Annotated in this window: 22 protein-coding genes; 11 read left to right on the forward strand and 11 right to left on the reverse strand. The window is 71.7% G+C overall.

Features of this window, described 5'->3' with window-relative positions; all coding sequences use genetic code 11:
- Positions 1–32: 32 nt before the first annotated feature.
- The 4 genes from DEI82_RS05010 to DEI82_RS05025 all read right to left on the reverse strand — a co-directional run bounded on the left by DEI82_RS05010 (position 33) and on the right by DEI82_RS05025 (position 5,051).
- The gene (locus tag DEI82_RS05010) at positions 33–1,028 is read right to left on the reverse strand and encodes an acetylxylan esterase (RefSeq protein ID WP_111035970.1); all 996 of its coding nucleotides are present in this window, start codon (positions 1,026–1,028) and stop codon (positions 33–35) included.
- A complete protein-coding gene (gene xylB, locus DEI82_RS05015) occupies positions 1,029–2,543 on the reverse strand; it encodes a xylulokinase (RefSeq protein ID WP_111035971.1) in 1,515 nt (504 codons plus the stop codon). It lies immediately after the preceding gene.
- Complete coding sequence (xylA, locus tag DEI82_RS05020; protein WP_111035972.1) at positions 2,536–3,729, reverse strand: xylose isomerase; 1,194 nt, start codon at positions 3,727–3,729, stop codon at positions 2,536–2,538. Before xylA ends, xylB begins: the two co-directional genes overlap by 8 nt.
- A gap of 125 nt (positions 3,730–3,854) precedes the next feature.
- Positions 3,855–5,051, reverse strand: coding sequence for an ROK family protein (locus DEI82_RS05025; protein WP_111035973.1), 1,197 nt, complete (start codon positions 5,049–5,051; stop codon positions 3,855–3,857).
- Between the two features lie 261 nt (positions 5,052–5,312).
- On the opposite strand from DEI82_RS05025, the gene DEI82_RS05030 reads away from it, so the two are divergent.
- The 8 genes from DEI82_RS05030 (at position 5,313) to opgC (ending at position 14,992) form a co-directional block, all read left to right on the forward strand.
- A complete protein-coding gene (locus DEI82_RS05030) occupies positions 5,313–6,407 on the forward strand; it encodes a substrate-binding domain-containing protein (RefSeq protein ID WP_220037233.1) in 1,095 nt (364 codons plus the stop codon).
- Positions 6,404–7,450: an ABC transporter permease gene (locus DEI82_RS05035; protein WP_220037234.1), complete on the forward strand. Its 1,047-nt coding sequence runs from the start codon at positions 6,404–6,406 to the stop codon at positions 7,448–7,450. The genes DEI82_RS05030 and DEI82_RS05035 overlap by 4 nt, the downstream gene beginning before the upstream one ends.
- Before the next feature lie 2 nt (positions 7,451–7,452).
- A complete protein-coding gene (locus tag DEI82_RS05040; protein ID WP_111012780.1) occupies positions 7,453–8,283 on the forward strand; it encodes an ATP-binding cassette domain-containing protein in 831 nt (276 codons plus the stop codon).
- Between the two features lie 222 nt (positions 8,284–8,505).
- Positions 8,506–9,714, forward strand: coding sequence for a PP2C family protein-serine/threonine phosphatase (locus DEI82_RS05045; RefSeq protein ID WP_111035974.1), 1,209 nt, complete (start codon positions 8,506–8,508; stop codon positions 9,712–9,714).
- An 8-nt stretch (positions 9,715–9,722) separates the two neighbouring features.
- Entirely contained in the window at positions 9,723–11,711 is a 1,989-nt protein-coding gene (locus tag DEI82_RS05050; RefSeq protein ID WP_111036108.1) for a glycosyltransferase family 2 protein, read from the forward strand.
- A complete protein-coding gene (locus DEI82_RS05055; RefSeq protein ID WP_111027376.1) occupies positions 11,708–12,040 on the forward strand; it encodes an STAS domain-containing protein in 333 nt (110 codons plus the stop codon). Before DEI82_RS05050 ends, DEI82_RS05055 begins: the two co-directional genes overlap by 4 nt.
- Positions 12,033–12,476 carry an ATP-binding protein gene (locus DEI82_RS05060; RefSeq protein ID WP_111027377.1) on the forward strand — a complete coding sequence of 148 codons (444 nt, stop codon included), beginning with the start codon at positions 12,033–12,035 and terminating at the stop codon, positions 12,474–12,476. The genes DEI82_RS05055 and DEI82_RS05060 overlap by 8 nt, the downstream gene beginning before the upstream one ends.
- Complete coding sequence (gene opgC / locus DEI82_RS05065; protein WP_146242830.1) at positions 12,473–14,992, forward strand: OpgC domain-containing protein; 2,520 nt, start codon at positions 12,473–12,475, stop codon at positions 14,990–14,992. Before DEI82_RS05060 ends, opgC begins: the two co-directional genes overlap by 4 nt.
- A gap of 3 nt (positions 14,993–14,995) precedes the next feature.
- On the opposite strand, the gene DEI82_RS05070 is transcribed toward opgC, so the two are convergent.
- Positions 14,996–16,561, reverse strand: a complete 1,566-nt coding sequence (locus DEI82_RS05070) for a long-chain fatty acid--CoA ligase (RefSeq protein ID WP_111035976.1) — start codon at positions 16,559–16,561, stop codon at positions 14,996–14,998.
- A 338-nt stretch (positions 16,562–16,899) separates the two neighbouring features.
- Here DEI82_RS05070 and DEI82_RS05075 point away from each other — a divergent pair, with 338 nt between their 5' ends.
- On the forward strand, positions 16,900–17,949 hold the full coding sequence (locus DEI82_RS05075) for a zinc-binding alcohol dehydrogenase family protein (protein WP_111035977.1): 1,050 nt from the start codon (positions 16,900–16,902) through the stop codon (positions 17,947–17,949).
- Between the two features lie 100 nt (positions 17,950–18,049).
- On the opposite strand, the gene DEI82_RS05080 is transcribed toward DEI82_RS05075, so the two are convergent.
- The gene (locus tag DEI82_RS05080; RefSeq protein WP_258371964.1) at positions 18,050–19,780 is read right to left on the reverse strand and encodes an HAD family acid phosphatase; all 1,731 of its coding nucleotides are present in this window, start codon (positions 19,778–19,780) and stop codon (positions 18,050–18,052) included.
- A gap of 149 nt (positions 19,781–19,929) precedes the next feature.
- Here DEI82_RS05080 and DEI82_RS05085 point away from each other — a divergent pair, with 149 nt between their 5' ends.
- Positions 19,930–21,039 (forward strand): hypothetical protein, encoded by a 1,110-nt coding sequence (locus DEI82_RS05085; protein ID WP_111035978.1) that lies wholly within the window; start codon positions 19,930–19,932, stop codon positions 21,037–21,039.
- Between the two features lie 57 nt (positions 21,040–21,096).
- Here the strand turns inward: DEI82_RS05085 and DEI82_RS05090 are convergent, their stop codons facing one another.
- Positions 21,097–22,656: a hypothetical protein gene (locus DEI82_RS05090; RefSeq protein ID WP_111035979.1), complete on the reverse strand. Its 1,560-nt coding sequence runs from the start codon at positions 22,654–22,656 to the stop codon at positions 21,097–21,099.
- A gap of 11 nt (positions 22,657–22,667) precedes the next feature.
- A complete protein-coding gene (locus tag DEI82_RS05095) occupies positions 22,668–23,063 on the reverse strand; it encodes a hypothetical protein (RefSeq protein WP_111011465.1) in 396 nt (131 codons plus the stop codon).
- A gap of 182 nt (positions 23,064–23,245) precedes the next feature.
- Here DEI82_RS05095 and DEI82_RS16450 point away from each other — a divergent pair, with 182 nt between their 5' ends.
- Positions 23,246–24,184, forward strand: a complete 939-nt coding sequence (locus DEI82_RS16450; protein ID WP_258371965.1) for a C40 family peptidase — start codon at positions 23,246–23,248, stop codon at positions 24,182–24,184.
- 112 nt (positions 24,185–24,296) lie between these two features.
- Here DEI82_RS16450 and DEI82_RS05105 read toward each other — a convergent pair whose 3' ends face one another.
- The 3 genes from DEI82_RS05105 to DEI82_RS16145 are packed head-to-tail and all read right to left on the reverse strand — an operon-like array spanning position 24,297 to position 25,847.
- Positions 24,297–25,400, reverse strand: coding sequence for an SDR family oxidoreductase (locus tag DEI82_RS05105; RefSeq protein WP_111035981.1), 1,104 nt, complete (start codon positions 25,398–25,400; stop codon positions 24,297–24,299).
- A gap of 7 nt (positions 25,401–25,407) precedes the next feature.
- Positions 25,408–25,680: a hypothetical protein gene (locus tag DEI82_RS05110; RefSeq protein ID WP_111011467.1), complete on the reverse strand. Its 273-nt coding sequence runs from the start codon at positions 25,678–25,680 to the stop codon at positions 25,408–25,410.
- Positions 25,681–25,685: 5 nt separating this feature from the next.
- Entirely contained in the window at positions 25,686–25,847 is a 162-nt protein-coding gene (locus tag DEI82_RS16145) for a hypothetical protein (RefSeq protein ID WP_181434685.1), read from the reverse strand.
- Positions 25,848–26,040: the final 193 nt, after the last annotated feature.

Consider the following 26,040-nt stretch of genomic DNA (forward strand, 5'->3'; position numbering starts at 1 on the left):
TAAGAGACGGGGGAGGCGGGGGACGAAGCGGGCTAGAGGTGCCCCGCCAGGAACCTCGCCTGCTTCGGCCAGTGGTGCCCGCCGCCGCCCTCGTGCCCGTTGTACGGGTAGACCTCGATCACCGCGTCCTCCGACGCGAGCGCGTTGAACGCCGCGAACGTGGTGCGGGGCGGCACGATCTCGTCCATGAGCGCCACGGAGAACAGCGCCGGTGCCGTGATCCGCTTGGCGAAGTTGACGCCGTCGAGGTAGCTCGCCGTCGTCCACACCGCCTCGGCGTGGTCGCGGTGCACGGCGAGGTAGCGCACGAGCTCCTGATACGGGTCGCTCACCGCCACCTCGGCGCCGTGCTCCCAGTCGGCCAGGAACGCGACGTCGGGCATGACCGCGACGACGCCGTCCCCGTGCGACTCGGCGAGGGCCGCGGCGGCGATCGCGATGCCGCCGCCCTGGCTCCCGCCGGTGACCGCCACCCGCGCCGGATCGACGAACGCGAGCGTCCGCACCGCGTCGACGAGCCGCAGGGCATCCGTGTGGACACGCCGGTAGAAGTGCTCGTGCGGATCGAGGATCCCGTTCGTCATCCACCCCGCGACCTGCCCGTTCGACGCGTGCGGGTCCGGCGTGTCACCGCCGTTGCCCCAGCCGCTGCCCTGTCCGCGCGTGTCCATGACGACGTGGACGTACCCGGCGAGGGCCCACTGCACGCGCTCGCCCGGCAACCCGCGGCCACCGTTGTAGCCGAGGTACTCGACGACGACCGGGAGCCGCTCGTCCCGCGGCCGGCGTGGACGGGTGACCCACGCCCGGACCGGCTCGGCCGCGAAGCCGGGGAACACCAGGTCCTCGACGACGAGCTCGGTGATCGGCGTGCTGGCCGGCGTCAGGACGGGTCCGACGCCCGCCGTCGTCGCGGCCTGCCGCGCTTCCGCGATCGTCGTCCGCCAGAACCCGTCGAAGTCGTCCGGCTCGCGCACCACCGGCCGGTACGCGCGGAGTTCGGCGAGCGGGAGGTCCGTGAACGGCATCTACAGGCTCCTGCGGTACGCGGCGAGCACCTCCGGCCGCGGATCGGCCGGGATCGTGTCCGCCGCGAGCGGCCAGTCGGGCAGCGCACCGCCGAGCACCCACGCGGCCTGCCGCGCGGCGCCCGCGGCGACGTACTCGCCGGGGTCGGGGATGAGCACGTCGCGCCCGAAGACCTGCGCGGCGATCGTCCGCACGGCGGGGTTCTGCGCGGCCCCGCCGATGAGGAACAGCCGCTCCACGCGGGTCCCCGTGCCCTCGACGGCAGCGAGACCGTCGGCGAGCGCGCACAGCATGCCCTCGACGGCGGCACGCGCCAGGTACGGCCGCGTGGTCGTCAACGGGGTCATGCCGAGCAGCGAGGCGGTGGCGTCGGGCCGGTTCGGGGTGCGCTCGCCGACGAAGTACGGCACGAGCACGAGCCCGCCGGCGCCGGCCGGGGCCTCGAGCGCGAGCGCGCCGAGTTCGCCGTGGTCCGCGCCGAGCAGCCCACCGATCACCTCGAGCACGCGCGCCGCGTTGAGCGTCGTGACGATCGGGAGGCGCGCCCCCGTCGCGTCGGCGAACCCCGCCACGGTCCCGCTCGGGTCCGCCAAGGAGGCCGTGGTGACGCCGAACACGGTGCCGGAGGTGCCGAGGGACACGGCGACGTCGCCCGGCCCGAGGCCGAGGCCGAGTGCGGCCCCGGCGTTGTCCCCGGTGCCCGGGCCGACCACGAGACCGGCGTGCGCGACGGCGCCACCGGGGAGTGCGACCTCCCGGTCGAGCGTGCCCATGGCGGCGGACGGCTCGACGACGCGGGGGACGACCACCGCGTCGCCGCCGTCCGTCGCGGTGCCGGGCCGGGCCTCCCGGAGCACCCGCCCGAGCGCCCGCTCGAACAGGTCGGCGTCGTAGGCGCGGCGGGCCGGGTCCCAGTAGGCGGTGCCGCTCGCGTCCGACGCGTCGGTCGCGAGTGCGTCGAGGTCCGGTCCGAGCGGGCTCTCGTCCGCCGGGCCGTAGCCGCGGAGGCGCCAGGACAGCCAGTCGTGGGGGAGCGCGACCGCGGCCACCCGGGCGGTGTTGTCGGGTTCGGTGTCGCGGAGCCACCGGAGCTTGGTCGCCGTGAACGAGGCGACCGGGACGAGGCCGGTGCGCTCGACCCACTCCTCCGGGCCGAGCTCGTCGACGAGGTCGGCCGCGGCACCGGCGCTGCGGGTGTCGTTCCACAGGAGCGCGGGGCGGATCACCCGGCCGTCGGCGTCGAGCACGACCATGCCGTGCTGCTGCCCGCCGACGGCGATCGCGGCGACGTCATCGAGGCCGCCGGCGTCGGTGATCGCCGCGCCGAGGGCGTCCCACCACGCGGCGGGGTCGACCTCGGTGCCGTCCGGGTGGCTCGCACGACCGGAGCGGACCACCCGGCCGCTGCGGGCCTCCCGGATGACGACCTTGCAGGACTGCGTGGACGAGTCGACCCCGGCGACGAGGAGGTCCTCGTCACCGGGGTCGGTCGTGCTGGCGAGCGACTCAGCCACGCGCGCCCATGAGGTGCTCGAGGGTGAGCTGCTGCAGCTTGACGAAGCCGAAGCCCTTGCCGCCGAAGTACGCGTCGGCGTCGAAGTCCTCGAAGGCCGAGCGGTCGGTGAGGAAGTCGTCGTACGACTCGCCCTCGTTGAGCGTCGGGGTGCGGAGCTCGGCGACCTTCGACGCCTCGAGCGCCGCCTGCACCTCGGGGTCCGCGCGGAACGCCTGCGCGCGCTCCTTGAGGAGCAGGTACATGCGCATGTTCGCGGCGGCGGAGTCCCAGACACCGTCGAAGTCCTCGGTGCGGCTCGGCTTGTAGTCGAAGTGGCGCGGGCCGTCGTACGCCGGGCCACCCTGCGGTGCGCCGTGCTCGAGGAGGTCGACGAGCGAGAACGCGTTCTGCAGGTCGCCGTGCCCGAACACGAGGTCCTGGTCGTACTTGATGCCGCGCTGGCCGTTGAGGTCGATGTGGAAGAGCTTGCCCTGGTAGAGCGCCTGGGCGATGCCCGCGGTGAAGTTGAGGCCGGCCATCTGCTCGTGCCCGACCTCGGGGTTGATCCCGAACAGCTCCGGGCGCTCGAGGGTCTCGGTGAACGCGATCGCGTGCCCGAGGGTGGGCAGGAGGATGTCGCCGCGGGGCTCGTTCGGCTTCGGCTCGATCGCGAACCGGATGCCGTAGCCCTTGTCGGTGACGTAGTCGGCGAGGAGGTTGACGGCCTCGCGGTAGCGCTCGAGCGCCGCCTGGACGTCCTTGGCGGTGTCGTACTCGGCGCCCTCGCGACCACCCCACATGACGAACGTCGTCGCACCGAGCTCGGCGGCGAGGTCGATGTTGCGGAGGACCTTGCGGAGGGCGAACCGGCGGACCTGCCGGTCGTTCGAGGTGAACCCGCCGTCCTTGAACACCGGGGCGCTGAAGAGGTTCGTCGTGACCATCGGCACGACGAGGCCGGTGGACTCGAGCGCGCCCTTGAGGCGGTCGATCTGCTTCTGGCGCTCGGCGTCGGTCGAGCCGAAGGCGAACAGGTCGTCGTCGTGGAACGTCAGGCCGTAGGCGCCGAGCTCGTCGAGCTTCTCGACGGCCTCGACGACGTCGAGCGGGGGACGGGTCGGACCGCCGAACGGGTCGGTGCCGTTGTACCCGACGGTCCAGAGACCGAACGAGAACTTGTCGTCGCGGGTGGGCTTCGTTGCCATGGTGCGCTCCTGAAGGGGTTTGTTGTGAGTCACAACGTATTGCACGACGGACGGGTCCGCAAGGGCGCCCCGGCGCGTTGCCGCGACTCCGCGGTCGCCGTGGCGGGACCATCACGCAGCGCGGCTCAGCCCAACGTCGGCAGCTCGGTGAGCACGTGCTCGAGCGGCAGCGACGCCGCGCCGATGAGCAGGATGTCCGCGCCGAGCTCCGCCCGTCGGATCTGCACGTCGGGGACGAGCGGCGCGAGCAGGTGCGCGTCGAAGGCGCTGCGGAGGCGTGGACCGTCTGCCGCCGCGAGGGCTGCCAGGAACCCGCCGAGGACGATCCGCTCCGAGCCGAGCACGTTCACGACGCTCGCGAGCGCGATCGCGAGGGTGTCGATCTGGCGCTCGACCTCCGCGACCACGGCGCTCGACCGGCTGCTGCCGCCCTCGGTCGCGGCGAGGAGCATCCGCTCGAAGGTGTCGGGGTCGGGTTCGCGCACGTCGAGCACCGCGGCGAGCCGAGCCCGGGTCACCGCGGCCTCCAGGGTCCCGACCAGGCCGGCGCTGTCCCGCGACCCGTCCGTCCGGATCGACACGTGGCCGATCTCGCCGGCGTGGCCGCTCGCGCCGAGCAGCGGCACGCCGCCCGTGACGATCCCACCGCCGATGCCGCTCGCCCCGCCGTTGACGTAGAGCAGGTCGTCCGCACCCCGGCCGGCGCCGAACACCCACTCGGCCGCGGCCCCGAGCGAGGCCTCGTTCGCGGCGCGGACCGGCATGTCCAGCGCCGAGGCGAGCTGGGCGGCGAGTGGGACGTCGTGCCAGTCCAGGTGTGGCGCCAGGCGGACGACCCCGTCGGCGACGCGCACGAGCCCGGGGACGGCGACGCCCGCGCCCACGACCACGGCACCGGGCGGGAGGTCCGCGCGGATGGCGGCCACGGCCTCCTGGGCGATGGTGGCGACGCGTTCCGGTGTCGGAGGCTGGTCCACGTCGACACGGACGCGCCGGACCACGCGGCCGCCGAGCAGCACCGCGGCGACCCGCACGGCGTCGATCTCGGGGTGCACGGCGATCCCGACGGCCCGGTCGGCGGGCCGGACCGTGGGGCTCGGACGGCCGACCGATCCCGCGCCACGGACCTCGTCCTCGACCACGAGCCCGCGGTCGACGAGCTCGCCGACCAACCCGGCGACCGTCGAGCGGTTGAGGCCGCTGAACCGGGTCAGGTCGCTCCTGGTGGCGGGCGTGGCGTGCACACGACGGAGCAGCGACGTGAGGTTCTGGTGACGTCCCAGGTCCTTCCGCCGCGCCTGCGATGCGCTCGCTTCCGCCATCCCGTGATCGTAGCGACCGCGCCCGACCGGGCACCGACATCGTTGTCGTCCAGCGATCAGGCCTGCTTCGGGGGACAAGCCTGGGTGAGCGCTGTTCACGAACCGGCGGATGGGAACGTTCGCTCAGCTTTCTTGACCGCCCGGAGAGACCGGGTCTAGGAATGCCCCAATCCGTGGCACCGAAGCGCGGGGGAGACGCGTCGGACACCGACGCCGTCCTCGTCGTCGGTGCCGCACGCAGCCCGATACGAGGAGGTATCCGTGGAAGACGACGCGGTCGAGAACGCAGTTGCGGCGATGGGGGCCGGGCCCGGCCCGAGCCGGAGGGGACTGGTCCGCGGAGCGGGGCTGGCAGGTGCCGCCGCGTTGGCGTCGGGCCTGCTGTCGTTCTCCGGCGGGGACATGGCGAGCGCGGCCGGGAAGGCAGGGAACTTCCCGTCGACGCCCGGGTTCAAGTTCGTGTTCATCAACCACGTGACCACGAACACGTTCTTCCAGGCCACGCAGTACGGACTCGCCGACGCCGCCTCGATGCTCGGCCTGCCGAAGCCCCAGTGGACCGGCTCGGAGACCTCGAACGTGTCGCAGATGGTCAGCGCGTTCAACACCGCGGTCAGCGGCGGCGTCGACGGCATCGCCGTGTCACTCGTCGACAAGACCGCCTTCAACGAGCCCGTCAAGAAGGCGCTCGCCGCGGGGATCCCCGTCGTGTCCTACAACGCGGACGTCACCGGGAACGCGCGGCTCAACTACATCGGCCAGGACCTGTACGCGTCGGGGCAGGCCGCCGGCGAGCACATCGCGAAGCTCCTGCCGAACGGCAGCAAGATCGCGATCTTCATCGCGACGCCGGGTGCCCTCAACATCCAGCCGCGAGCGGACGGTGCGATCGCGGCGCTCAAGGCCGCGAACAAGGGGTTCCAGGTCAAGCAGATCGCCACCGGGGCCGACGAGGGCAAGGAGCAGAGCGCGATCGACGCGTTCTACACCGGGAACAAGGACTACAAGGGCCTGTTCGCGGTCGATGCGGGCAGCACCCAGGGCGTCGCGAACGTCATGAAGAAGTACGACCTGGCGTCGCAGGGCTACAAGGGCGGCGGGTGGGACCTCCTGGCCTCCACTGAGAAGTCGATCCGCCACGGCATCCTCAGCTTCACGATCGACCAGTCCGCGTACCTGCAGGGGTTCCTGCCGACGCTGTACCTGTACCTGTACAAGCTGTCGGGCACGCTCGTCGCACCACCGCTCACCGACACCGGCCTCAAGTTCGTCACGAAGAAGAACGTGAAGCCGTACCTCAAGTCGACGAACCGGTTCGAGGGCAGCTCGTCCGCTCAGAAGTACCTCACGTCGTGAGCGACGACGCCATCGGCCTCCAGACGGAGTCGCCCACCCCGGCACCCATGTCGTCCGCACCCCGACCGGCTCGCCGCGGCCTCCGCGGCGGGCCGCTCGGGGGTGTGCTCCGGATCCGCGAGTTCTCGGTGCTCGTCGTCGACGTCGCGCTCATCATCTACTTCGCCGCGACGAACCACGCGTTCCTGACGGGGTCGAACATCGGCAACATCGCGAACTTCCTCAGCGCGGCGGCGATCATCGCGGCGGGCGAGGTGTTCCTGCTCATCTGCGGCGAGATCGACCTGTCCGCGGGCATGACGTTCGCGCTGACGCCGATCCTCATGGTGACGTTCGCCGACGCGATGCCGCTGTGGACGGCGCTCCTGCTGGCGCTCGTCGTCGCGACGCTCATCGGGTTGTTCAACGGGGTCGTGAACCAGTACCTCAAGCTGCCGTCGTTCATCGCGACGCTCGGGACGCTGTACGGCCTGCACGGCGTGGCCCTCGCCATCGCGGGGAGCACACCGCTGCCGGCCCCCACGAAGGGCGCACTCGTCGCGGTGTTCGGCGGGTACCAGTGGTCCGAGCTCATCTGGGCGGTGCTCATCGTCATCGTCATGCAGGTCGTGCTGACGAGCACCCGGTCGGGCGTGCACACGATCGCCACGGGCGCGAACCTCGTCGGCGCGTCCGAGGCGGGCATCGCGGTCCGGCGCGTCAAGATCCGGGCGTTCATGCTCACGTCGCTGTTCGCCGGGCTCGCCGGCATCCTCGACGGCACGAACATCGCCAAGTCGTTCGACCCCAACGCGGGCGGCAACGACCTCATGTTCATGGCGATCGCGGCCGCGGTGCTCGGCGGGACGTCGCTCATCGGCGGCTCCGGCACCGTCGTCGGCGCCTTCCTCGGTGCGCTGCTCCTGGCCGTGCTCCAGGACGGCTTCAACATCGAGGGCATCTCCGCCACCACGTTCGTCATCGTCGAGGGCGCGGCGATCCTGCTCGCGATGATCCTCAACATCTACCTCGCGCGCTTCCGGCAGCGAGCGAAGGAGCAGTAGCCATGACCACCACCACGGGTACGGGCACGACCGACCGCACGCCGGGAGGCACGCCACCGGCCCTCGAGGCACGGCACGTCAGCAAGCGGTTCGGGTCCGTCACGGCCCTGCGCGACATCAACCTGCACGTCGGCAAGGGCGAGGTCCTCGGGCTCATCGGCGACAACGGTGCGGGCAAGTCGACGCTCATCAAGATCCTGACCGGGTACCACCAGCCGACGGAGGGCGAGCTGTTCCTCAACGGGGACCCGGTCACGTTCACCGGCATCGGCGACGCGCGGGAGCGGGGCATCGAGACGGTGTTCCAGGACCTGGCGCTCGTCAACACGCTGCCCGTGTACCTCAACCTCTACCTCAACAAGGAGCTCCGGCGCGGGCCGTTCCTCCGCCGCTCGGAGATGCGCGAGAACGCTCGCCGGTACCTCGACGACATCGGGATCCGGATCGCGTCGGTGAACGACGAGGTCGCGAACCTGTCGGGCGGCCAGCGGCAGGCGATCGCGGTCGCGCGATCGGTGTACTCCGACGCGAGGATCCTGCTGCTCGACGAACCACTCGCGGCCATGGGGGCGAAGGAGGGTGGCATCATCCTCGACTTCATCTCGATGCTCCGCGAACGCGGCGAGGTGTCGATCATCCTCATCGCGCACAACTACACGCAGGTGTTCGACGTCTGCGACCGCGTCAACCTGCTGCAGCACGGCGAGATCACCCTCGACAAGCGCACCGACGAGGTCTCGGCCGAGGAGGTCCTCGACATGGTGGCCAAGGAGTACCGGCGCGGCGGACGACTGGCCGAGGGGCGGGGGCGGCTGCTCGACGAGGTGCGGTAGCGGCGGCGTGGCCCGGTTGGTCTGCCCCAGTCCAGGGGCGAGATGACCCCGGCGCGCCCCGCACGGCTCGCACGGCACCCGATCATGCGGTAGACAGAGTGGTACGCGCTGGATCCGAAGCCATCGGCCGACGCGGGCGGCACGTGTCGACCGGGACCCCCTGGAGGTCCCGCCCGGACGCGCCACCGTTTTCCGTGTGCTCGTGATCAGGAGGCATGCGCTGTGGGGACCCAACCGACCCTCGACGACGCGACGACCGACCAGCCCCGCGTGCGCGAGGACCGACGGCAGCGCGCCGTCGAGAGCCTCGGGCTCACCGAACCGGACCGCAACCCGCGCCTCGACCGGATCACCCGGATCGCGCGCGCCCTGTTCGGCGTGATGATGTCCTCGGTCACGGTGATCGACCGGGACCGCGCGCTCTACATGGGCCGGGCGGGGTTCGACGACGCCGAGTCCGGCCGGGGGGACACCCCCTGCAAGCTCGTCACCGACACGGGCGAGGTCATCACGACGGACGACGCGCGCCTCGACCCCCGGTTCGCCGACATCCGGCCCTTCGTCGAGAACGGACTCGCCTTCTACATCGGGCACCCGCTCACCGACGCCTCCGGCAACGTCGTCGGGTCGTTCTGCCTCATCGACAAGGAGCCCCGGACGCTCTCCCCCCGCGAGATGCAGGAGTTCACGGACCTCGCTGCGTGGGCCCAGGAGGAACTCCTCGCCGAGGCCGAAGCCGTGCGCGCGCGCGACACCCAGCAGGCACTGCTGCCGGAGCGGCCGCTCGTCACGGACGAGGTCCGCGTCGAGGGCGTCTGCATCCCGTCGCTCGGCGTCGGCGGCGACTACTACGACCACGGCGTCGTCGGCCGCCTCGTGCACGTCGCGATCGGCGACGTCATGGGCAAGGGCACCGCGGCGGCGATCCTCGGAGCCGCCACCCGTGCCGCCGCCCGGACGATCGTGCCCTCGATCACCGACGAGGTCTCGCTCGGCGCGGCCGTGGACCGCATCGAACGGGCCATGACCGGCGACCTCCAGCGCACGAACGCCTTCGTGACCTACTTCCACGCCACCATCGACCTCGACACCGGGCGCCTCGCCTACGTCGACGCCGGAGCGGGCCTGTCGATCCTCGTGCGCGCGGACGGGACGGCCGAGCAGCTCACCGGCACGGGCCTCCCGATCGGGATCCTGCCGCAGCCACACACCGCGCAGACGACGACGCTGTACCCGGGCGACCGCCTGGTCCTCGTGAGTGACGGGGTGCTCGACGTGCTGGACGACGAGATCGTCTGGCCGGACGAGCTCGCCGGCTACACGCGCGAGGCGGCCGACATCCACGCACTCGTCGAACGCATCCGGTCACTCAGCGCCGAGCGGGTGCCGCTCGACGACGTCACCGTCGTGGTCGCGGAGTACCGCCCGTGACCCTCGAGATGACCCGCCGGGACCGGCGGCTCCTCGAGCACACGACCTCGCGTCGGCGGCTCGTCACCATCCGGGTCGTCGTCGTCCTCGCGGCGCTCGCCGGGGCGGACTACGTCGGATGGCGCTGGGTCGCCTCCGTCAACTGGCACTCGTGGTGGATCGCCGTGCCGCTCATCCTCGCCGAGACCTACAGCGTCATCGACTCGCTCCTGTTCGCGTTCGGCGCCTGGCGGATCCGCGAACGCGGCGAACCACCGGCCCCACCCGCGGAGGACGTCACGGTCGACGTCTTCATCACGACGTACAACGAACCCGTCGAGCTCGTGATGCGCACGGCGCTCGCCGCGGTGGCGATCCGGCATCCGCACACGACGTGGATCCTCGACGACGGCGCGCGGCCGGAGATCCGCGAGGCCGCCGAGGCCGCGGGCATCGGCGTGATCACCCGGTCGTCGGACTGGATCGACCGGCCGCGGCACGCCAAGGCCGGCAACCTCAACAACGCGCTGCTGGCGACCGAGGGGGAGTTCCTCCTGATCCTCGACGCCGACCAGGTGCCCGACCCGCGCATCCTCGACCGCACCCTCGGGTACTTCAAGGAGCCGCGGATGGCGCTCGTGCAGACGCCGCAGTGGTTCGAGAACGTCCCCGAGTCCGACGTGCTCGGCAGCCAGGCGCCGCTCTTCTACGGGCCCATCCAGCAGTCGAAGGACGGCTGGAACGCCGCGTTCTTCTGTGGGTCGAACGCGATCCTCCGCCGGGAGGCCCTGATGCAGTTGGGCGTGTCCCGGTACGTCGACGAGGTCGAACAGGGCGTGCACCGCGCGATCCGCACCTCGCGCCGGTTGCTCGCGCGGGCACGGGAGGAGGCCGAGGGCCAGCCGCGCGTGCTGCAGGCGCTCGACGAGGCCGGGGCGATCGTCGACCGCGCGCGCGCCGAGCTCGCGAACGGCGACGGCATCGCCGACGTGACCTACCGGTTCCAGCGCGGCATCGACGCGATCGCGTTCCGGTTCGCCGGCGCCGACCTCGCCGCCATGCGTCAGGACCTCGCGGAGCTCGCCGCGCTGTCCGTGGAGGCCGACACGTTCGCCGCCATCGACGATTCCGCGCTCGACCTGCTCGGCCAGCGCGACGCGTCGCCGATCGTCGCGATCGAGGCGATCTCGCTCCTCGTCGGCGCGCTCGACGTCAGCCGTGGCGACGAGGCCCAGGCGATCATGCCACTGGCCACGATCTCGGTGACCGAGGACATGGCGACCGCGATGCGCCTGCACGGCCTCGGCTGGCGGTCGGCGTACCACGACGAGCTCCTCGCACGCGGGCTGGCCCCCGAGGACCTGCCGACGATGCTGACGCAGCGACTCCGTTGGGCGCAGGGCACGATGCAGGTGTTCTTCCGCGAGAACCCGCTCGTGCAGCGCGGCCTGTCGTTCGCGCAGCGCCTCATGTACTTCTCGACGATGTGGAGCTACCTCTCCGGGTTCGCGGCGGTCGTGTACATCGCCGCGCCGGTGCTCTGCCTGGCGTTCGGGGTGATCCCGGTCCAGGCGTACAGCGTCGACTTCTTCGCCCGGCTCATCCCGTTCCTCGTCCTCAACCAGGTGCTGTTCTGGGTGGTCGCCGCGGGTCGGCCGACGTGGCGCGGGCAGCAGTACTCGCTCGCGCTGTTCCCGGTGTGGATCGAGTCGGTGACGTCCGCGTTCCGTAACGTGTACCTCGGGCAGCCGCTCGGGTTCCGCGTGACCCCGAAGACGAAACAGGAGTTCACGGGCCACCGGTGGGACCTCGTGCGGCCGCAACTCGTCGCCATGGGGTGCCTCGTCGCCGCGCTCGTGCTCGTCGCCATCCGCTACGCATCGGGCCAGGCGCACGGGATCGCCCCGCTCATCAACTCGGCATGGGTCGTCTTCGACCTCGCGATCTTCAGCATCGTCATCCGGGCCGTTCGCTACACGGGGCCCGAGGCGCTCCGGGACAAGGAAGAGGCAGCATGATCACCGTGGACGTGGAACCCGTCGAGGGCGGCGTCGTCCTGACGCCGAAGGGCCGGCTGACGGTCGCGTCGGCACCCAAGCTCCGTGCGGTCGCGACCGAGCGGCTCGAGGCGGGGGACCAGATGCTCGTCGTCGACCTGTCCGGCACGACGTTCGTCGACTCGTCCGGGCTCGGCGCGCTCGTGTCCCTGCTCAAGTCCGCGCGACAGGCGGGCGGCGACCTCCGGCTCGTGGCGCCGTCCGAGCAGGTGTCGATGGTGCTCCGCCTGACGAACCTGGACCGGATCCTCCAGCCCCGCGCGACGGTCGAGGACGCCCTCCGTGACTGAGCAGCCCGCCCCGACCGCCGATGGTCGACGCGTCCACATCGACGTGCCCGCGACCCTCGAGAGCATCGAGACCCTGCAGGACGCGTTCGACCGCTGGTGGAGCGACCTCGGCGACGACGCCGCGATCGCCACGCGGTTCTCGTTCGAGACGGCGATCGTCGAGATCGCCGCGAACATCGTCGAGCACTCGCGGCGCAGCGACGCCGAGGTCGGCGGCCGCCGGTACACCCTCGACCTCAACGCGACGGACGAGGTCCTCACCGCCGAGTTCCAGGACAACGGACTGCCCGCCGACATCGACCTCGCGGCCGTCACCATGGCCGACGTCGAGGACGAGAGCGGTCGCGGCCTCGCGTTGGCGCTCGCCAGCCTCGAGCGGCTCGACTACCGCCACGAACACGGTCGCAACATCTGGACGCTCGTGTGTCGACGATGAAGCAGCGCACGGCGCGCGCGGTCGCACTGGTGATCGCGATCGTCGTGCTCGTGCTCGGGGGGACCGCACCGGTCGCGTCGGCGGCCACCCGGTCGACGCCCGCGGGCGTCACCGCCTCGGGGACGCCACGCGGGTCCGGCACCTGGTTCGGCCCGGACCTCGACTGGGCGAACGACGCTCCGGACGGCTACGCTGGCCGACTCGGCGCGACGCCGTCGATGTACGGCATCGACGTCGACTACCCGGTCGACGCCCGGGCGGCCCAGCAGTGGCGGACCGCGGCGCGCCAAGCCGCAGCGCAGGGCGCCGTCCTCGTGCTGAGCTTCGAGCCGACGACGTCCCTGGCGCGACTCGACGCGGCCGACGCACACCGCGCCGACGACCTCCTCGAGCAGGTCCGCAAGCAGTACGGCACGGAGCAGCTCGTCCGGTTCGCGCCCGAGATGAACGGCACGTGGGTGCGGTGGGGGCAGCAGCCGACCGAGTTCGTGAGCGCCTTCCGGCAGCTCGCGCGCATCGTCCACGCGGGCACGTCGAAGGCACGCATGGTCTGGTCGCCGTCCTACGGCTCCGGGTACCCGTTCGGCGAGGCCGCCGGACGCCTCGCCTCGGCGAACGCGATGGACATCGCGGCACTCGACACCAACCACGACGACCGCCTGACCGAGGCCGACGACCCGTACGCGCCGTACTGGCCGGGGAGCGGCTCCGTCGACTGGGTCGGCCTGTCCATGTTCTTCTTCGGCAAGGGCAAGGCGACCGCGGCGGCCGGCCGGGCGGTGTCGCTCTCGCAGAACGCGGCCCCCGTCGCGGGCGAGGTCGACCAGCGCTTCGACGAGTCGTGGGGGTACACCGAGCCCCAGGACCGCACCTTCTACCAGCGCTTCGCGGTCGGGGAGCACCGGCCGCTGCTGCTCGACACCGGAGCGCTGTACGTCCACTCGCTCGGCGGGGCCGCCGAGCTGACGGTCAAGCAGGGCTGGTGGCGCCAGGTCATCGCCGCGTTGCCGAGCCACCCGCTCGTCCGGGGCGTCACCTGGCTCGAGACCGACCGCGAGGAACCCGAGGCGGGCAACCGGGTCGCGGACTGGCGGGACACCGCGGTCCGGGGGATCGCCGGGTCGTTCCGGACCGACCTGCAGGACGCCGGACGCTTCGTGTTCGGACCCGTCACGGACCGCGTCACCGCCCAGCAGGGCAGCGCGGCGACGAACCAGCAGCTCGAGACCGGCGGCGACCAGATGGCCTGGATCGTCGCGTGCGCGGTCGTGCTCGCGCTGACGTTCCTGCTGTCCGGGCTCGTCGGTCGGCTCGCGCCGTCCTGGCGGTACGACGACGACGGCAAGCCCGGGCGCGACCTCCGGATCGACCTGTTCCGCGGGTTCATCATCCTCGCGGTCGTGATCACGCACGTCGAGCTCGCCGGGCCCTACTCGTACCTCACCCTGCACGCCATCGGCGCGATCACGGGCGCCGAGATGTTCGTGTTCCTCAGCGGACTCGTGCTCGGCATGGTCTACCCGCTGGGCGTCGCGCGGTTCGGCGAGTGGGCCTCGGCGGTGAACGCGTGGCGGCGCGCCCGGAAGCAGTACCTCGTCACGCTCGGGGTGATCCTGGTCGTCTTCGCGCTGAGCTTCGTGCCGTTCCTCAAGGCGTCGGCGATCACGACGTTCACGGACCGGGGCACGGGCACCGGCGGGGTCGGCGCGGAAGGCCGCGTCTACGACCTCTACCCGAACGCCATGCGGCTGCTCGACTACCCGCCGCCCTGGTACGCCGTCCGGCAGTTCCTGCTGCTCGAGATGGGCCCGTGGCCGTTCAACATCATGGGGCTCTTCGTGGTGCTCAGCATCGCGATCCCGGTGCTCATGTGGATCATCCGGCGCCGTGCGTGGTGGGCGCTGCTCATCGTCAGCTGGGCGCTCTACGTGCTCGATGCCGTGCGCCCCGACCTGTCGCCGCTGCCGTCGCAGTTCGAGGCCGTGTTCCCGCTCTTCACCTGGCAGGTGGTGTTCACCCACGGGCTCGTGCTCGGGTACTACCGGCGGCGCATCGTCGCCGCGCTGACGAGCCGTGTCGGCAAGCTGCTCATGGCGATCGGCGTCGTCGGGTACGCCGGGTTCCTCGTCTACGTGTGGGCGGGTCACGTGGCCGGGTTCACCCCGACGCCGTTCCCCGCGGGGATGTACGACGAGCTGTACAACACGGCGTACCAGCGCGTCGACCTGCAGTGGGGCCGGCTCGTCGACATCGCGTTCTTCGCGGTCGTGTCGTACGCGGTGCTCACCGTGTTCTGGAAGCCGATCAACGCCGCGATCGGCTGGCTGTGGATCCCGCTCGGGCAGGCGAGCCTCTACGTGTTCGTGTGGCAGGTGTTCTTCGTGCTGCTCATCGCGTCGATCCCCGGCCTCGACCCGTCGAACGTCCTCGAGGGCACGCTCATCCACACCGCGATGATCCTGCTCAGCTGGTACATGGTGCGGAAGCGGTTCCTGTTCGCGGTCATCCCGCGGTAGCCGTCAGGCGGAGTACGTCGCCGACAGCGCGCGCCGGAGCACCTTGCCGCTTGGCCCGAGCGGCAGGGAGTCGACGACGTGGAACACCCGCGGGTACTTGAACGCGGCCACGCGCGTGCGCATGAACGCGTCGATCGCGGCGACGTCGGCGTCCGGGTCGCGGAGCACGACCGCCGCGTGAACCTCTTGTCCGTGCACGTCGTGGTGCACGCCGAACACCGCCGCCGACGTGACGTCCTCGTGCCGGTGGAGCACCGACTCGACCTCGGACGGGTACACGTTGTAGCCGTTCCGGATGATCATGTCCTTCTTGCGGTCGACGATCGTCACGTAGCCGTCAGCGCTCATCGTGCCGATGTCGCCCGTGCGGAGCCACCCGTCGCACATGGCTGCGGCCGTGGCCTCGGGCTGACCGAGGTAGCCCGTGAACAGGTTGTGTCCGCGCACGACGAGCTCGCCGGTCTCGCCCGGGGCGACGGGCACGATGCGGTCCTCGACGTCCGCGTCCGCGATGACGACGTCGACGCCCCAGATGGGCAGTCCGACGCTCCCGGCACGGCTCGGGACGCCCTTCGGGTTCACGGCGATGACAGGCGAGGTCTCGGTCATGCCGTAGCCCTCCTGGATGGGTGCGCGGAACGTCGCCTCGAACCGCTCGAGCACGGCCTCCGGCAGCGCGGAGCCGCCGGAGATGCAGAAGCGCAGCGGTGGCCGTTCCGTGGTGTCGCGGGCGGCCTCGAGCAGGGCGATGAACATCGTCGGCACGCCGTCGAACGCCGTCACGCGGTGCCGGACGCACAGGTCGAGCGCCGTCGCCGCATCGAAGCGTGGCAGCAGCACGATCGTCGCACCCCGGCGGAGCGAGGTGTTCATGACGACCGTCTGCCCGAACGTGTGGAACAGCGGCAGGCCGCCGAACACGACGTCCTCCTGTCGCAGGTCGAACAGGTCGATGAGCGACACGTTCACCTGCTCCATGAGCGCGAAGTGCGAGCCGACGGCACCCTTCGGCGTCCCCGTCGTGCCGCTCGTGTACAGGACCGTCGCCGGTTCGAGCGGGTTCACCGCGACGTACTCGTCGATCGGGTCCGCACCGCCCTCGAACTCGGCCAGCGTGACGTCCGCGCCGACCTCCGCCGCCGACGCGGCCCCGACCGCCACGACGAACGCGCCGACGTCGCGGGCCGCCGGTCCGGCCTGCGGCAGGATCGACGCCGACGCGACGAGCACCCGGGCCTGCGAGTCACGGAGCACGTGGGTGATCTCGTCGCGCTTGAAGAGCAGGTGCACGGGCACGACGACCGCGCCCATGGCGAGGACCGCGAAGTACACGCACGGGAACTCCGTGATGTTCGGGAGCATGACGGCGACGCGGTCGCCGGGTCGGACGCCCTGCGCCCGCAGCGCACCCGCGATCGCCCGGACCCGTTCCCACAGGTCCGCGTACGTCAGGGTCTCGGTACCGCCGTCCGGGAGGGCCGTGATCACGGCCGCCTTCGACCGGTGCCGCCGCGCTCCCTCGGCCGCGATCGCCGCGACGTTCATCGTCCCGAGTCCGGGATCGGGCATGGTCTCCTCCTCATCGCGGTGCGCGTCGACGGCCCCTCCCAGGGGCGCAGGACGGCTGCGGCCATCGACGGTGTCCCGACTCCGCGTTCCGGGGGATGGTTGGTCCTCCGGTGGCCGGCGTGGCGATGCCCTGTGCTCATCCTGCCAGCCGCGTCCGTCGCCCGACCATCCCGCGAACGGGAGGCGTCGGACCGGCCGACCCGTGCCGCCCGGACGCGGCGCTGCAGACGGTCCGGGCCCGCGGGGTCCCGATCGCATCGATGACACACCATTGACGACACGGAGTGTCATGGTGCAGAGTGATGACATTGCGTGTCGTCAAGTGGAGGAGCTGACTCATGGTGGAGAACGAGGCCGTCTGGCTGCGGAGTCCGGTCGGGCGGTTGCGGATCGGCCCCGCGCCGATGCCCACCCCGGGGCCGGGGGAGATCGTCGTGCGGGTGCGTGCCGTCGCCGTGAACCCGGTCGACGCGATGTCCGGCCTCGCGCGTCCGTTCGTGACGCCGTGGCTGCGGTACCCGGCGGTACTCGGCTCGGACGTCGCCGGCGAGGTCGTCGCCGTCGGACCGGACGTGCGGCGGTTCGCGGTCGGGGCGCGCGTGCTCGGTTCCGCCGCGGGGCAGGAGCGACACCGGAACGCCGCTGCCGAGGGCGCCTTCCAGCGATTCGTCCTGCTGCAGGAGCGCAACTGTGCCCCGGTCCCGGCGTCGATGCCGCTCGAGGACGCCGCGGTGCTGCCGCTCGCACTGACGACCGCGGCGGCCGGCCTGTACGAGCCGGACCAGCTCGGCCTGGCCGGGCCCTCCCTGGACCCCGAGCCGCGTCGAGCAGTCGTCCTGGTGTGGGGTGCGTCGACGAGCGTCGGGTGCAACGCCGTCCAGCTCGCGCGGGCCTCCGGGTACGACGTCCTCGGGACCGCGTCCGACCGGAACCACGATCTCGTGCGCGGACTCGGCGCCGAGCAGGTGTTCGACTACCACGACCCGGACGCCGAGCGGCGGATCACCGACGCGATCGGCGACCGGCCGCTCGCGGGGACGATCGCGATCGGCGCGGGCTCGCTCACCCGCACCCTCCGCGTCGTCCGCGCCACCGCGGGGAGTCGGCGCCTCGCTTCGGCCTACCCCACCCCGGCGACGCGACTCCGTGCGCGGTCCGCACGGCGCGAGGGCATCACCGTCTCCGCGATCTGGGGTGGAACGCCCTTGGTCAGCCAGGTGGGTCCGCTCGTCTACGAGGCGTTCCTGCCGCAGGCCCTGGCGACGGGCCGCTACGTCGCCGCTCCGGAGCGCGAGGTCGTGGGGCACGGGATCGCTGCTGTCCCCGAGGCGCTCGCCCGGCTGCGGCGTGGTGTCTCGGCGCGGAAACTCGTCGTCACCCTCGACTGAGCGCGCGCTCCTGGCGCTCCGCGCGCGGCCCGACCCATGACGAACGGGAGGCGGCGAGCCGTCGTGCTCACCGCCTCCCGTCATCGGGACCCGCCGGAGGTCAGGGCAGGTAGTACGTCGGGTTCGGCAGCTTCACCGACCGGTCGGCCGAGCCGCCGATGAGGTCGCTGTACTGGTCGCCCCAGTTGCTGACGATGTCGTACCGGCCGCCCGCAGCCGACTCGATGTGGGCGCGCGTCTGCGACTTGTACTCGATCGTCGTGCAGGACGCGGTCGCGCAGTGCACGTACGGCGGCTGCTGCGAGGCACCGATGCCGGTCCACTTCGTGTAGTAGGTCCGGTTGCCGTGCTGCGTCGCGGCGAACTCGGGGTACCCGACCTTCCGCAGGTTCGCGATCGTCGCTGCCTGCTGGCCCTCGTTCCGGCCCGTCAGCCCGATGACCGTGCAACCGGCCGCACGGGCGACCGCGACGAGGGAGGTCATCGACGGCGTCGCCGGGAACCGCTGGCCCTGCACCCAGACGTCCTGCTCGGTGGGCGAGAACGTGAAGTGCATGTCCGCGACCTCCATGTCGTACGTCCACAGGGTCGTGTCGTCGGCGTCGAGGACGATCGCCGGGTTGCGGTGCCGGGCCCTCGCGATCGCGCACTGCGCCACCACGACCGGCGCCTGTCGCGCGACGATCGACCGCACCTCGCGGATGTAGGGGCTGTCCGACTTGTTCGCGATGCCCGTGCCCGGGTCGCCGTAGTACGTCGCGATCGTCTTCTTGACGGAGTCGATGTTCGGGATGCCCTCGCCGCCCTGCGTCGCGCCCGATGAGCCGTCGGGTGCCATCGTGAAGTGCGTCCGGGGTGCCAGCCAGGGCTCCGAGACCCCCGGCAGGTCCGCCGAGGGGAGGAAGTAGGTGGGGTTCGGGAGCTTGAGGGTGTGCTCGGCGTACCCGCCCTGCAGGTCGGAGTACTGGTCGCCCACGTTGAGCGTGATCGTGTAGCCGAGGTCCTGCTCGATGTGCTTGCGCGTCCCCGCCTTGAACTCGACCGTCGTGCACGTCGCGACGCACGTGACGTACGAGGGCTGCTGCGAGGCACCGACGCCGGTCCACTTCGTGAAGAAGTCGTCGGACGTGAACCCGTCGTACCCGTCCTTCGACAGGTTGGCGAGGGTCGCGGCCTTCTGGTCGTCGTTGCGGCCCGTGACGCCGAAGATCGTGTAGCCGATCGCCGCCGCCCGGTTCACGAACGACACCATCGACGGGGTCGCGGGGAACCGCTCGCCCTGCACCCAGACGTCCTGCTCGGCGGGCGAGAACGTGAAGTGCATGTCCCCGACCTCCATGTCGTACGTGAACAGCGTCGTGTCGTCGCTGTCGAGCACGATGGCCGGCTTCTCGCCCGCGGCCACGGCGGCGTCGTACTGGCGCTGGAGCTGGCCGCTCTCCCGCCGCACGATGGCGGCCATCTCGCGGATGTAGGGGCTGTCGGTCTTGTCGGCGATGCCCGTGCCCGGGTCGCCGTAGTAGGTCGCGATCGTCTTCTTGACGGAGTCGATGTTCGGGATGCCCTCGCCACCCTGGGTCGCGCCCGAGGAGCCGTCGGGCGCCATCGTGAACTGCGTCCGTGGTGCGAGTGCCCGGTCGACGCCACTGCCGACCCCGCCCTGACGGTGGTCCGGCGTGATCGTCGTGGTGTGGTGCCCGACGACGGGCGACGCGGTCGCGACCCCGGCGCCCAGGAGTGTCGACCCGAGCACGAGGCCGACGGTCGTCACCCCCACGACGGCGAGTCGGACGGCGGTGGTGGAGCTGCTGATCCCCTGATGTCTGCGCAACTGGTTCTACCGTTCTCGTGGATGCACCCCGTTCGGGGGTGTGCTCGGCACGATACCTGGGGATCGGCACAGGAACGAGCATGAATTCGCCGAGGCGACGAGCGATCCGGAGCCTGAGGATGCGTCAAGGTGTCGTTCCACCCGATCGCGTGGCGGAGCAGGATGACGACGGCGGCGCCGACCCGACGGCGCTGCCGGGAGGCAGGACCATGCGCATCCTCGCGTACATCCTCAGCGTGCTCGTGTCGACGGTGCTCAGCATCGGCGGAGCACTGCTCGTGGCGATCCAGCTGCGGGGCGGCCCCGACGGTCTCGTCGTGGCGGCCGGCACGGGCGTCGCCCTCATCGTGTACGGTCCGCTGCTCCTCGGGTCGTGGAACACGTTCTGGGATCGACGGTCCTCGCCCGACGCTGGTCGGTACCTGCGTCGGGTGGGCGTCGTCGTGCTCGCGGTCGACCTCGCCGCGGTCGGCCTGCTCGTCGTCGCGACGGTGGTCGCGGGCGGACCCGTGTGGGTGCCCGTGCTCGTCGCGCTCGTGACCGCGCTGCTGCTCGTCGTCGCGAGACCGCTCGGTGACCGCCTCCGGCGCGCCGAGCGCCCACTGGCGTCGCCCTACCGGTGGCAACCCGTGGAGCCCGGTCTGATCCGTCGGAAGCTCGTGATCGTGTCGGTGGTGTTCGCTGGCATGGTGGTCCTCGCGTCGGCGTGGGTCGTCGTCGAAGCGGTGTCCGGACGCGAGCGTGGTCATGACCTCGCGACGACGGGACTCCTCGGGGCGGCGATGACGTTCATGGTCCCGGCGTTCGTGATGGTCGTCCTGGTCGTGCCGCTCCAGCGCCGGTTGCGGGATGCGGCGGGCCGCGATCTCGCGCGCCTCCGGCAGTTCAACAAGGTCGTCCTCCGTGGGAAGGCCCTCGACCTCTCGGCGGCGGACCAACGGGCTGCGGCGCGGTACGCCTCGACGGTCCCGACGGTCCTCGGGCTGCAGATCGGGTACTTGGCGCTGTTGTACGCCGGGATCGCCTGCAACGAGTTGTCGTTGACCCTCGACGGGATGACGCGGCTCGGCATCGTCTACCTCGGGGTCCTGGTCGTCGGGGCCGCGGTCGCCATCCCCGCGGCGGTCGGGCGGATGCGTCGCGCTCGCGCCTACGCCGTCACGCACGCCGACCTCCTCGACGACCACGGCGGTGACGACGGGGTCGCGGCCGCGAACGTCGTCTCGGTCGCCCCGCCGCAGCCCCACCCAGGGGTGTGACGGACGGGAGGCACTCCACTGTCGTGCGCAGCGCCTCCCGTTCGTCGCCCCTGCTGCTCAGCCGCCGGGCGTCGGGGACGGCGTCGCGGTCGGCACGGCCGACGACTCCGCCCGCTTGGCGAGCTCGTTCAGCGCCGCCTGCGCCAGGTCCCGGAGCTGCTGCGGCGTCAGCTTCGACAGGTCCGGGGACTCGGCCGATCCGGAGGCTCCGCTCGAGCCCGAGGCACCGGTCCCGCCGTCCGTCCCCGCGGACTCCGTGCCCGATCGGGTCACGACGTCGCCGTTCGCGTCGTACAGCGTGGCCGCGCCCGCAGCGTCGATGACCGCGCGGTAGACGACGCCCTGGGACTGCCCGATGGAGGCGACCCACTGGTTCCGCGCTCCGGGCACGATCTCGAAGATCTTGAGCCCGCTCGCCCAGTCGGGCAGGTAGCTGTAGGTGGTCTTGATGGTCGAGGCCACCGACGAGTTCGCCTGCCGCGCGGACCCCTTCTCGTACTCGTAGACCGTGATCGGGTTGCGGCTGCCGGCGTGACCGACCGAGGCGTCGACGACGGAGAGCGCGACGACCGAGGACGACGACCCGGGCGGGGTGAGCGGGGTGACGTACGTGGCGTGGTCGTCGCTCGCGCGGCGCAGTCCGAGCTCGGACGGGTTGAACGAGTCGGGGTTGTCCGAGTCGTCCGACGTGTCCTCGTACCCGGAGCGGTGGAACCAGTAGTCGCCGAACGACCCGAGCGCGCGGAGGGCCACCCGCTGTCGCTTCGCCAGGGACTGCGGGTACGCGGGGCCGGGGAGGTCGGCGGCGCGGGTCACGATGCGGACCTCGCCCGTCCGGCCGTTGTACAGGGCGTCGCCGAAGAAGTCGTAGGACGTGTCCCAGAACCCGTGCACCTGCGTCAACGGCACGACGACATCGGGGGCCCGGCCGTCGCAGTACCCGTAGACGTCGGTCGGGTCGAAACCGACGGTCGGTGGGGTCGCGGCGTCGATCGCGCGGGTGAGCGAGTTGGCCGGCAGGGACCCTCCGACGCGGAGCCGTGCGGTGCGCGTGAAGTCGCACGTCGTCACCTGGTCGGGCTCGGTCTGCCCGAACAGGGGCATGTCCTGGACCTGGACGCTCTCGTACCCGGCGAGGAACCCGCGGCGCTGCACGAGCGCGTCCCACAGTCCGTGGCTGCGCTGGTCGGTGAGCGACTTGACCGGCAGCGCCGTGCCCGTCGTGTCGCCGAGGTTCTTGGTCGACGAGGTCGCGGCGACGTCGTACGGGGAGCGTTCGGCGAAGCTCGGTGCCGGGTGGTCGACGGTCCGGACGTCGGCGACGTACAACCGGTCGACGTCGTACGCGTGCCGGACCCAGGCGACCACGGAGCTGGCGAAGACGAGCACGAGCGCGGCCGCGAGCACGGCCCGGAGCGACGGCCCGACGCGGAGTCCCACGAGCACGAGCGCGGCCAGCACCGCGAGGGGGATGAGGACGAACGCACCGGCGACACCCGTGCGCACCACGCCGTGTGCGACCTGCGGACCCCACAGCCAGGCGATCAGGGCGACGACGGCGATCCCGACCGCGGCGGCCGTAATGCGGGGACCGGTCAGGGGCGGCAGGAAGCGCATCCGACGATCATTCACCACGGAGTGACGAGCTGCTCCCGCGGCAGTCCGTTCCGCGCGGCCCAGCGGTCGAACGCGCCGCCGTCGTTGAGGGGTGCGTCGCGGTCCACCCGGTGGCCCAGGTCCCGGAGGCGCACCGCGAGTGCGTGTCCCTCCGCGCGCAGCGGTCGGACCCCGACGCCCACGACGGCGGAGCCGGCGAGCACGGCGAGGGCGGCGACCACGACGCCGACCGGTGCGGGGGCCAGGGCGGCGGCGGCCGCGGCGACGACGAGGAGCACGATGAACGCGGCGAGGGCGCGGTAGGCCGGCAGGCGGACGCCGGCCAGGCGGCGGGCGTTCTCCGGGCCGATGCGCGCCGCCCAGATCCGGTCGCTCGCGGTGGTGTTCCATCGGCGGATGACGGGCATGTCGTCACCGTACGGAGGCGCCGGGCGTCCGGCCATCCCCCAGATCGCGCGTCACCGGACGGGTCGCATCGAACCTGTGGAGACCCGCAGGCGCGCACGGCCCGCTGCCAGGGCGACCGTCAGACAGTTACCAATACGTTATCTTCTCGTGTCCCGCGCTCGGCGGGACGAGGAAGGGACACATGGCAGGACGACACGCGCTCCCCGTCGAGGACCGCCGCACCCGACGTGCCGACACCAGCGCCGTTCGTCCCCGTCCCACCGCAACCGTCGCCGAGCGCGTCGTCGTCGTCACCTCGCCCCTCGCCGAGCACCGCCCCGCCGAAGCGAGCCGCCGGGCAGAGATCCGCCGTGCCGAGGCCCACCACGCCGCAGCCCGCCTGGCCGCGGTCCGTCGGGTCACCGCCGCCCGCGCCCTGCCGGTCGTCGCGACCGCCCCGGCCGTCGCCGCCCCGGTCCTCCGTCACGAGCGCCGTGCCGTGAGCGCGAAGCGTCTCTCGCTCATCGTCGCCCCGATCCTCGCCATGACGTCGTGCATCGCGTTCGGGCTCCCCGCCAACGCGGACACGCTGAGCAGCGCCGCCGCGGCCGTCACCTCGTCGACCCCCGGCGCACAGCAGTACACCGTGTCGCGGGACATCACGCTCCCCGTCATCGAGCACGACGGCACGACGATCATCGCCGCGCCCGCCCCGACCGAGGTCGTCGTCAGCGGCGGCACCACCGTGGCCGACGCGCAGAGCGCCATCGTCGACGCGCTGAGTGCCGGCGGCAAGCGCGCGACGATCATCCAGACCGCGCTGACCTACCTCGGCGACACGTACGTCGAGGGCGGCGCGTCCCACGCGGGCATCGACTGCTCGGGCCTCGTCATGGTCTCGTACGCGTCGGTCGGGATCCCGCTCGTCCACTACGTGCCGACGCAGGACGCCGCTGCGACGACGATCCCCGAGTCCGAGGCGCAGCCCGGCGACCTCGTCGTCTACGACAGCGAGGCCCACATCGGCCTGTACCTCGGCAACGGCCTCGTGATCCAGGCACCGCACCCGGGCGAACCCGTCGACATCATCCCGATGTTCTCCGCCCCGCACCACTTCGCGCGGGTCCTGCCCGCCGACTGACCGGCGGACGGGAGGCGCGGGACCGGCGCGCCCCGGACCTCCCGGGATCGTGTCTGTCGGGAGGCGCGGGACCAGGCCGATCCGCACCTCCCGGCGTCCGCGCCGATCGTGCTCAGACCGGCTGGACCTCGACGCCCGGTGCGGCCGGCAGGATCCGCCGACGACCGAGGTCGTCGAGGAGCTCGACGAGACGGTCGGCGCTGTCGTGGCACTCGCCGAACCCGGCCTGCCGGAGCTTGATCACGTTCGACACGTTGTCCCACGTCGAGCCGAGGATCATGTCCCCGAACCGCCAGTCGACGAGCTCCGTGTACGGGGTCGGGACGAGACCGTGCCGCTCCACCATGCGGTTCCACAGGTCCTCGCGCGGTGGCATCACGGTCGCCAGGGGGAGCGTCTGCGGCTCGCCGAGCTCGAGGCCGAAGTGGTCCGCGAGTCGTTTCCAGAGGTGACTCCACCGCACGACGTCGCCGTTGGTGATGTTGAACGCCTCGCCCGCCGCGGTCGGCGCCGAACCGGCCCAGTCCGTCGCGCGCGCGAGGAGCTCGGCGTCCGTCATCTGGTACAGGATCCGGTCGTACGTCTCGCGCTGCCCCGGGAACCGGAGCGGCAGGCCGAGCTCGCGGGTCATCGCGACGTAGGTGCCGATCGCCATGAGGAGGTTCATCGGCGTGCCCTGCGCGTAGCCCATCACGGCCTCGGGCCGGAACACCGTGAGCGCGAACCCCCGCTGCGCCGCACGCTCACGCAGCAGGTCCTCTTGGTCGTAGTAGAAGTTGGGCACGAGGAGACGCGGGTCGTCCTCCTTGGCGGGCGTCGTGAACCGGCCGAGGTGGGCGCCGTAGTACTTCATGCCCTGGTAGAGCGTCACGTGCCGGAGCGGAGCGCCGAGCCGGTCGAGTGCGTCGAGGGTGTGCTCGAGGAGTGCCACGTTCGGGCCGATCTGCTCCGCGAGGTCCGCCTTCTCGATGTACGCGGCGAACGCGAGGCGCGTCGTGTCGGACGCCGGGCGCAGCCCCTCGACGGTGGCGTCGGCGTCGAGCAGGTCCACCGGCAGGTGGGTCCAGTCGGACACGCCCTGCGGCGCCCGGCGGCTGATGCCCCGCGTCGTCACACCGGTGCGGGCGAAGTGCTCGACGACGCTGCGACCGACGACACCGCCGGCACCCGCGACCAGGACCGCGTCGTTCGTCGGGGCGGTGGTCTCGGTCGTCATGGGCGTCCTAGGTCTCGTCGGCTCCTGCGATCGTGCGCGCGGCGTTCCGGACGCCGGCACAGAGCAGCCCGACCTCGGGTTGCATCGACACGATCTCGTCGAACCCACTCTGCACCTCGGAGTACCCGAGGAGCCCAGCGACCGCTTGTCGGGGGATCGCATGGGTCCGGAGCATCCACTGCCCGCTCGCGGCGAAGCACGGCGTCATCGTGCGCTGCGGCGCGTCCACGGGGAGCGACGCTGCCCGCCCGAGCCGGTGGGTGTCCGGCCAGCCGTCCACGTCGATCAGTCCCGTCGACGGAACGCGGACGAGTCGCGGAAGAAGTCCTCGTAGCGATCGTCGTGCCCTGTCTCGAGCGCGTACCCGCGGCGCCACAGCTTGCGCTGCCGCTTGAACGTCGTGATGCGGACCGGTGCGACGCCCGGTTCGGACTCGTACGAGCTCATGCCCATCATCCCTGTCGTCATGCGCGGTCGTGACGATGCCGGGACTGCCCTGACGCAGTTCCCGACTTCCGTCTGGTAGCGCCAACCGTACCTCGGATGAGGGGCAGAATGTCGGTTCTCGTCCGTTCGATGCGGGACCTGGCCTGGGTGCTTCGCGCAGCGGCTCCCGTTCGCCGTCAGGTCCTGGGCGGCA

The organism is Curtobacterium sp. MCBD17_019 (assembly GCF_003234555.1).
GTDB lineage: Bacteria > Actinomycetota > Actinomycetes > Actinomycetales > Microbacteriaceae > Curtobacterium.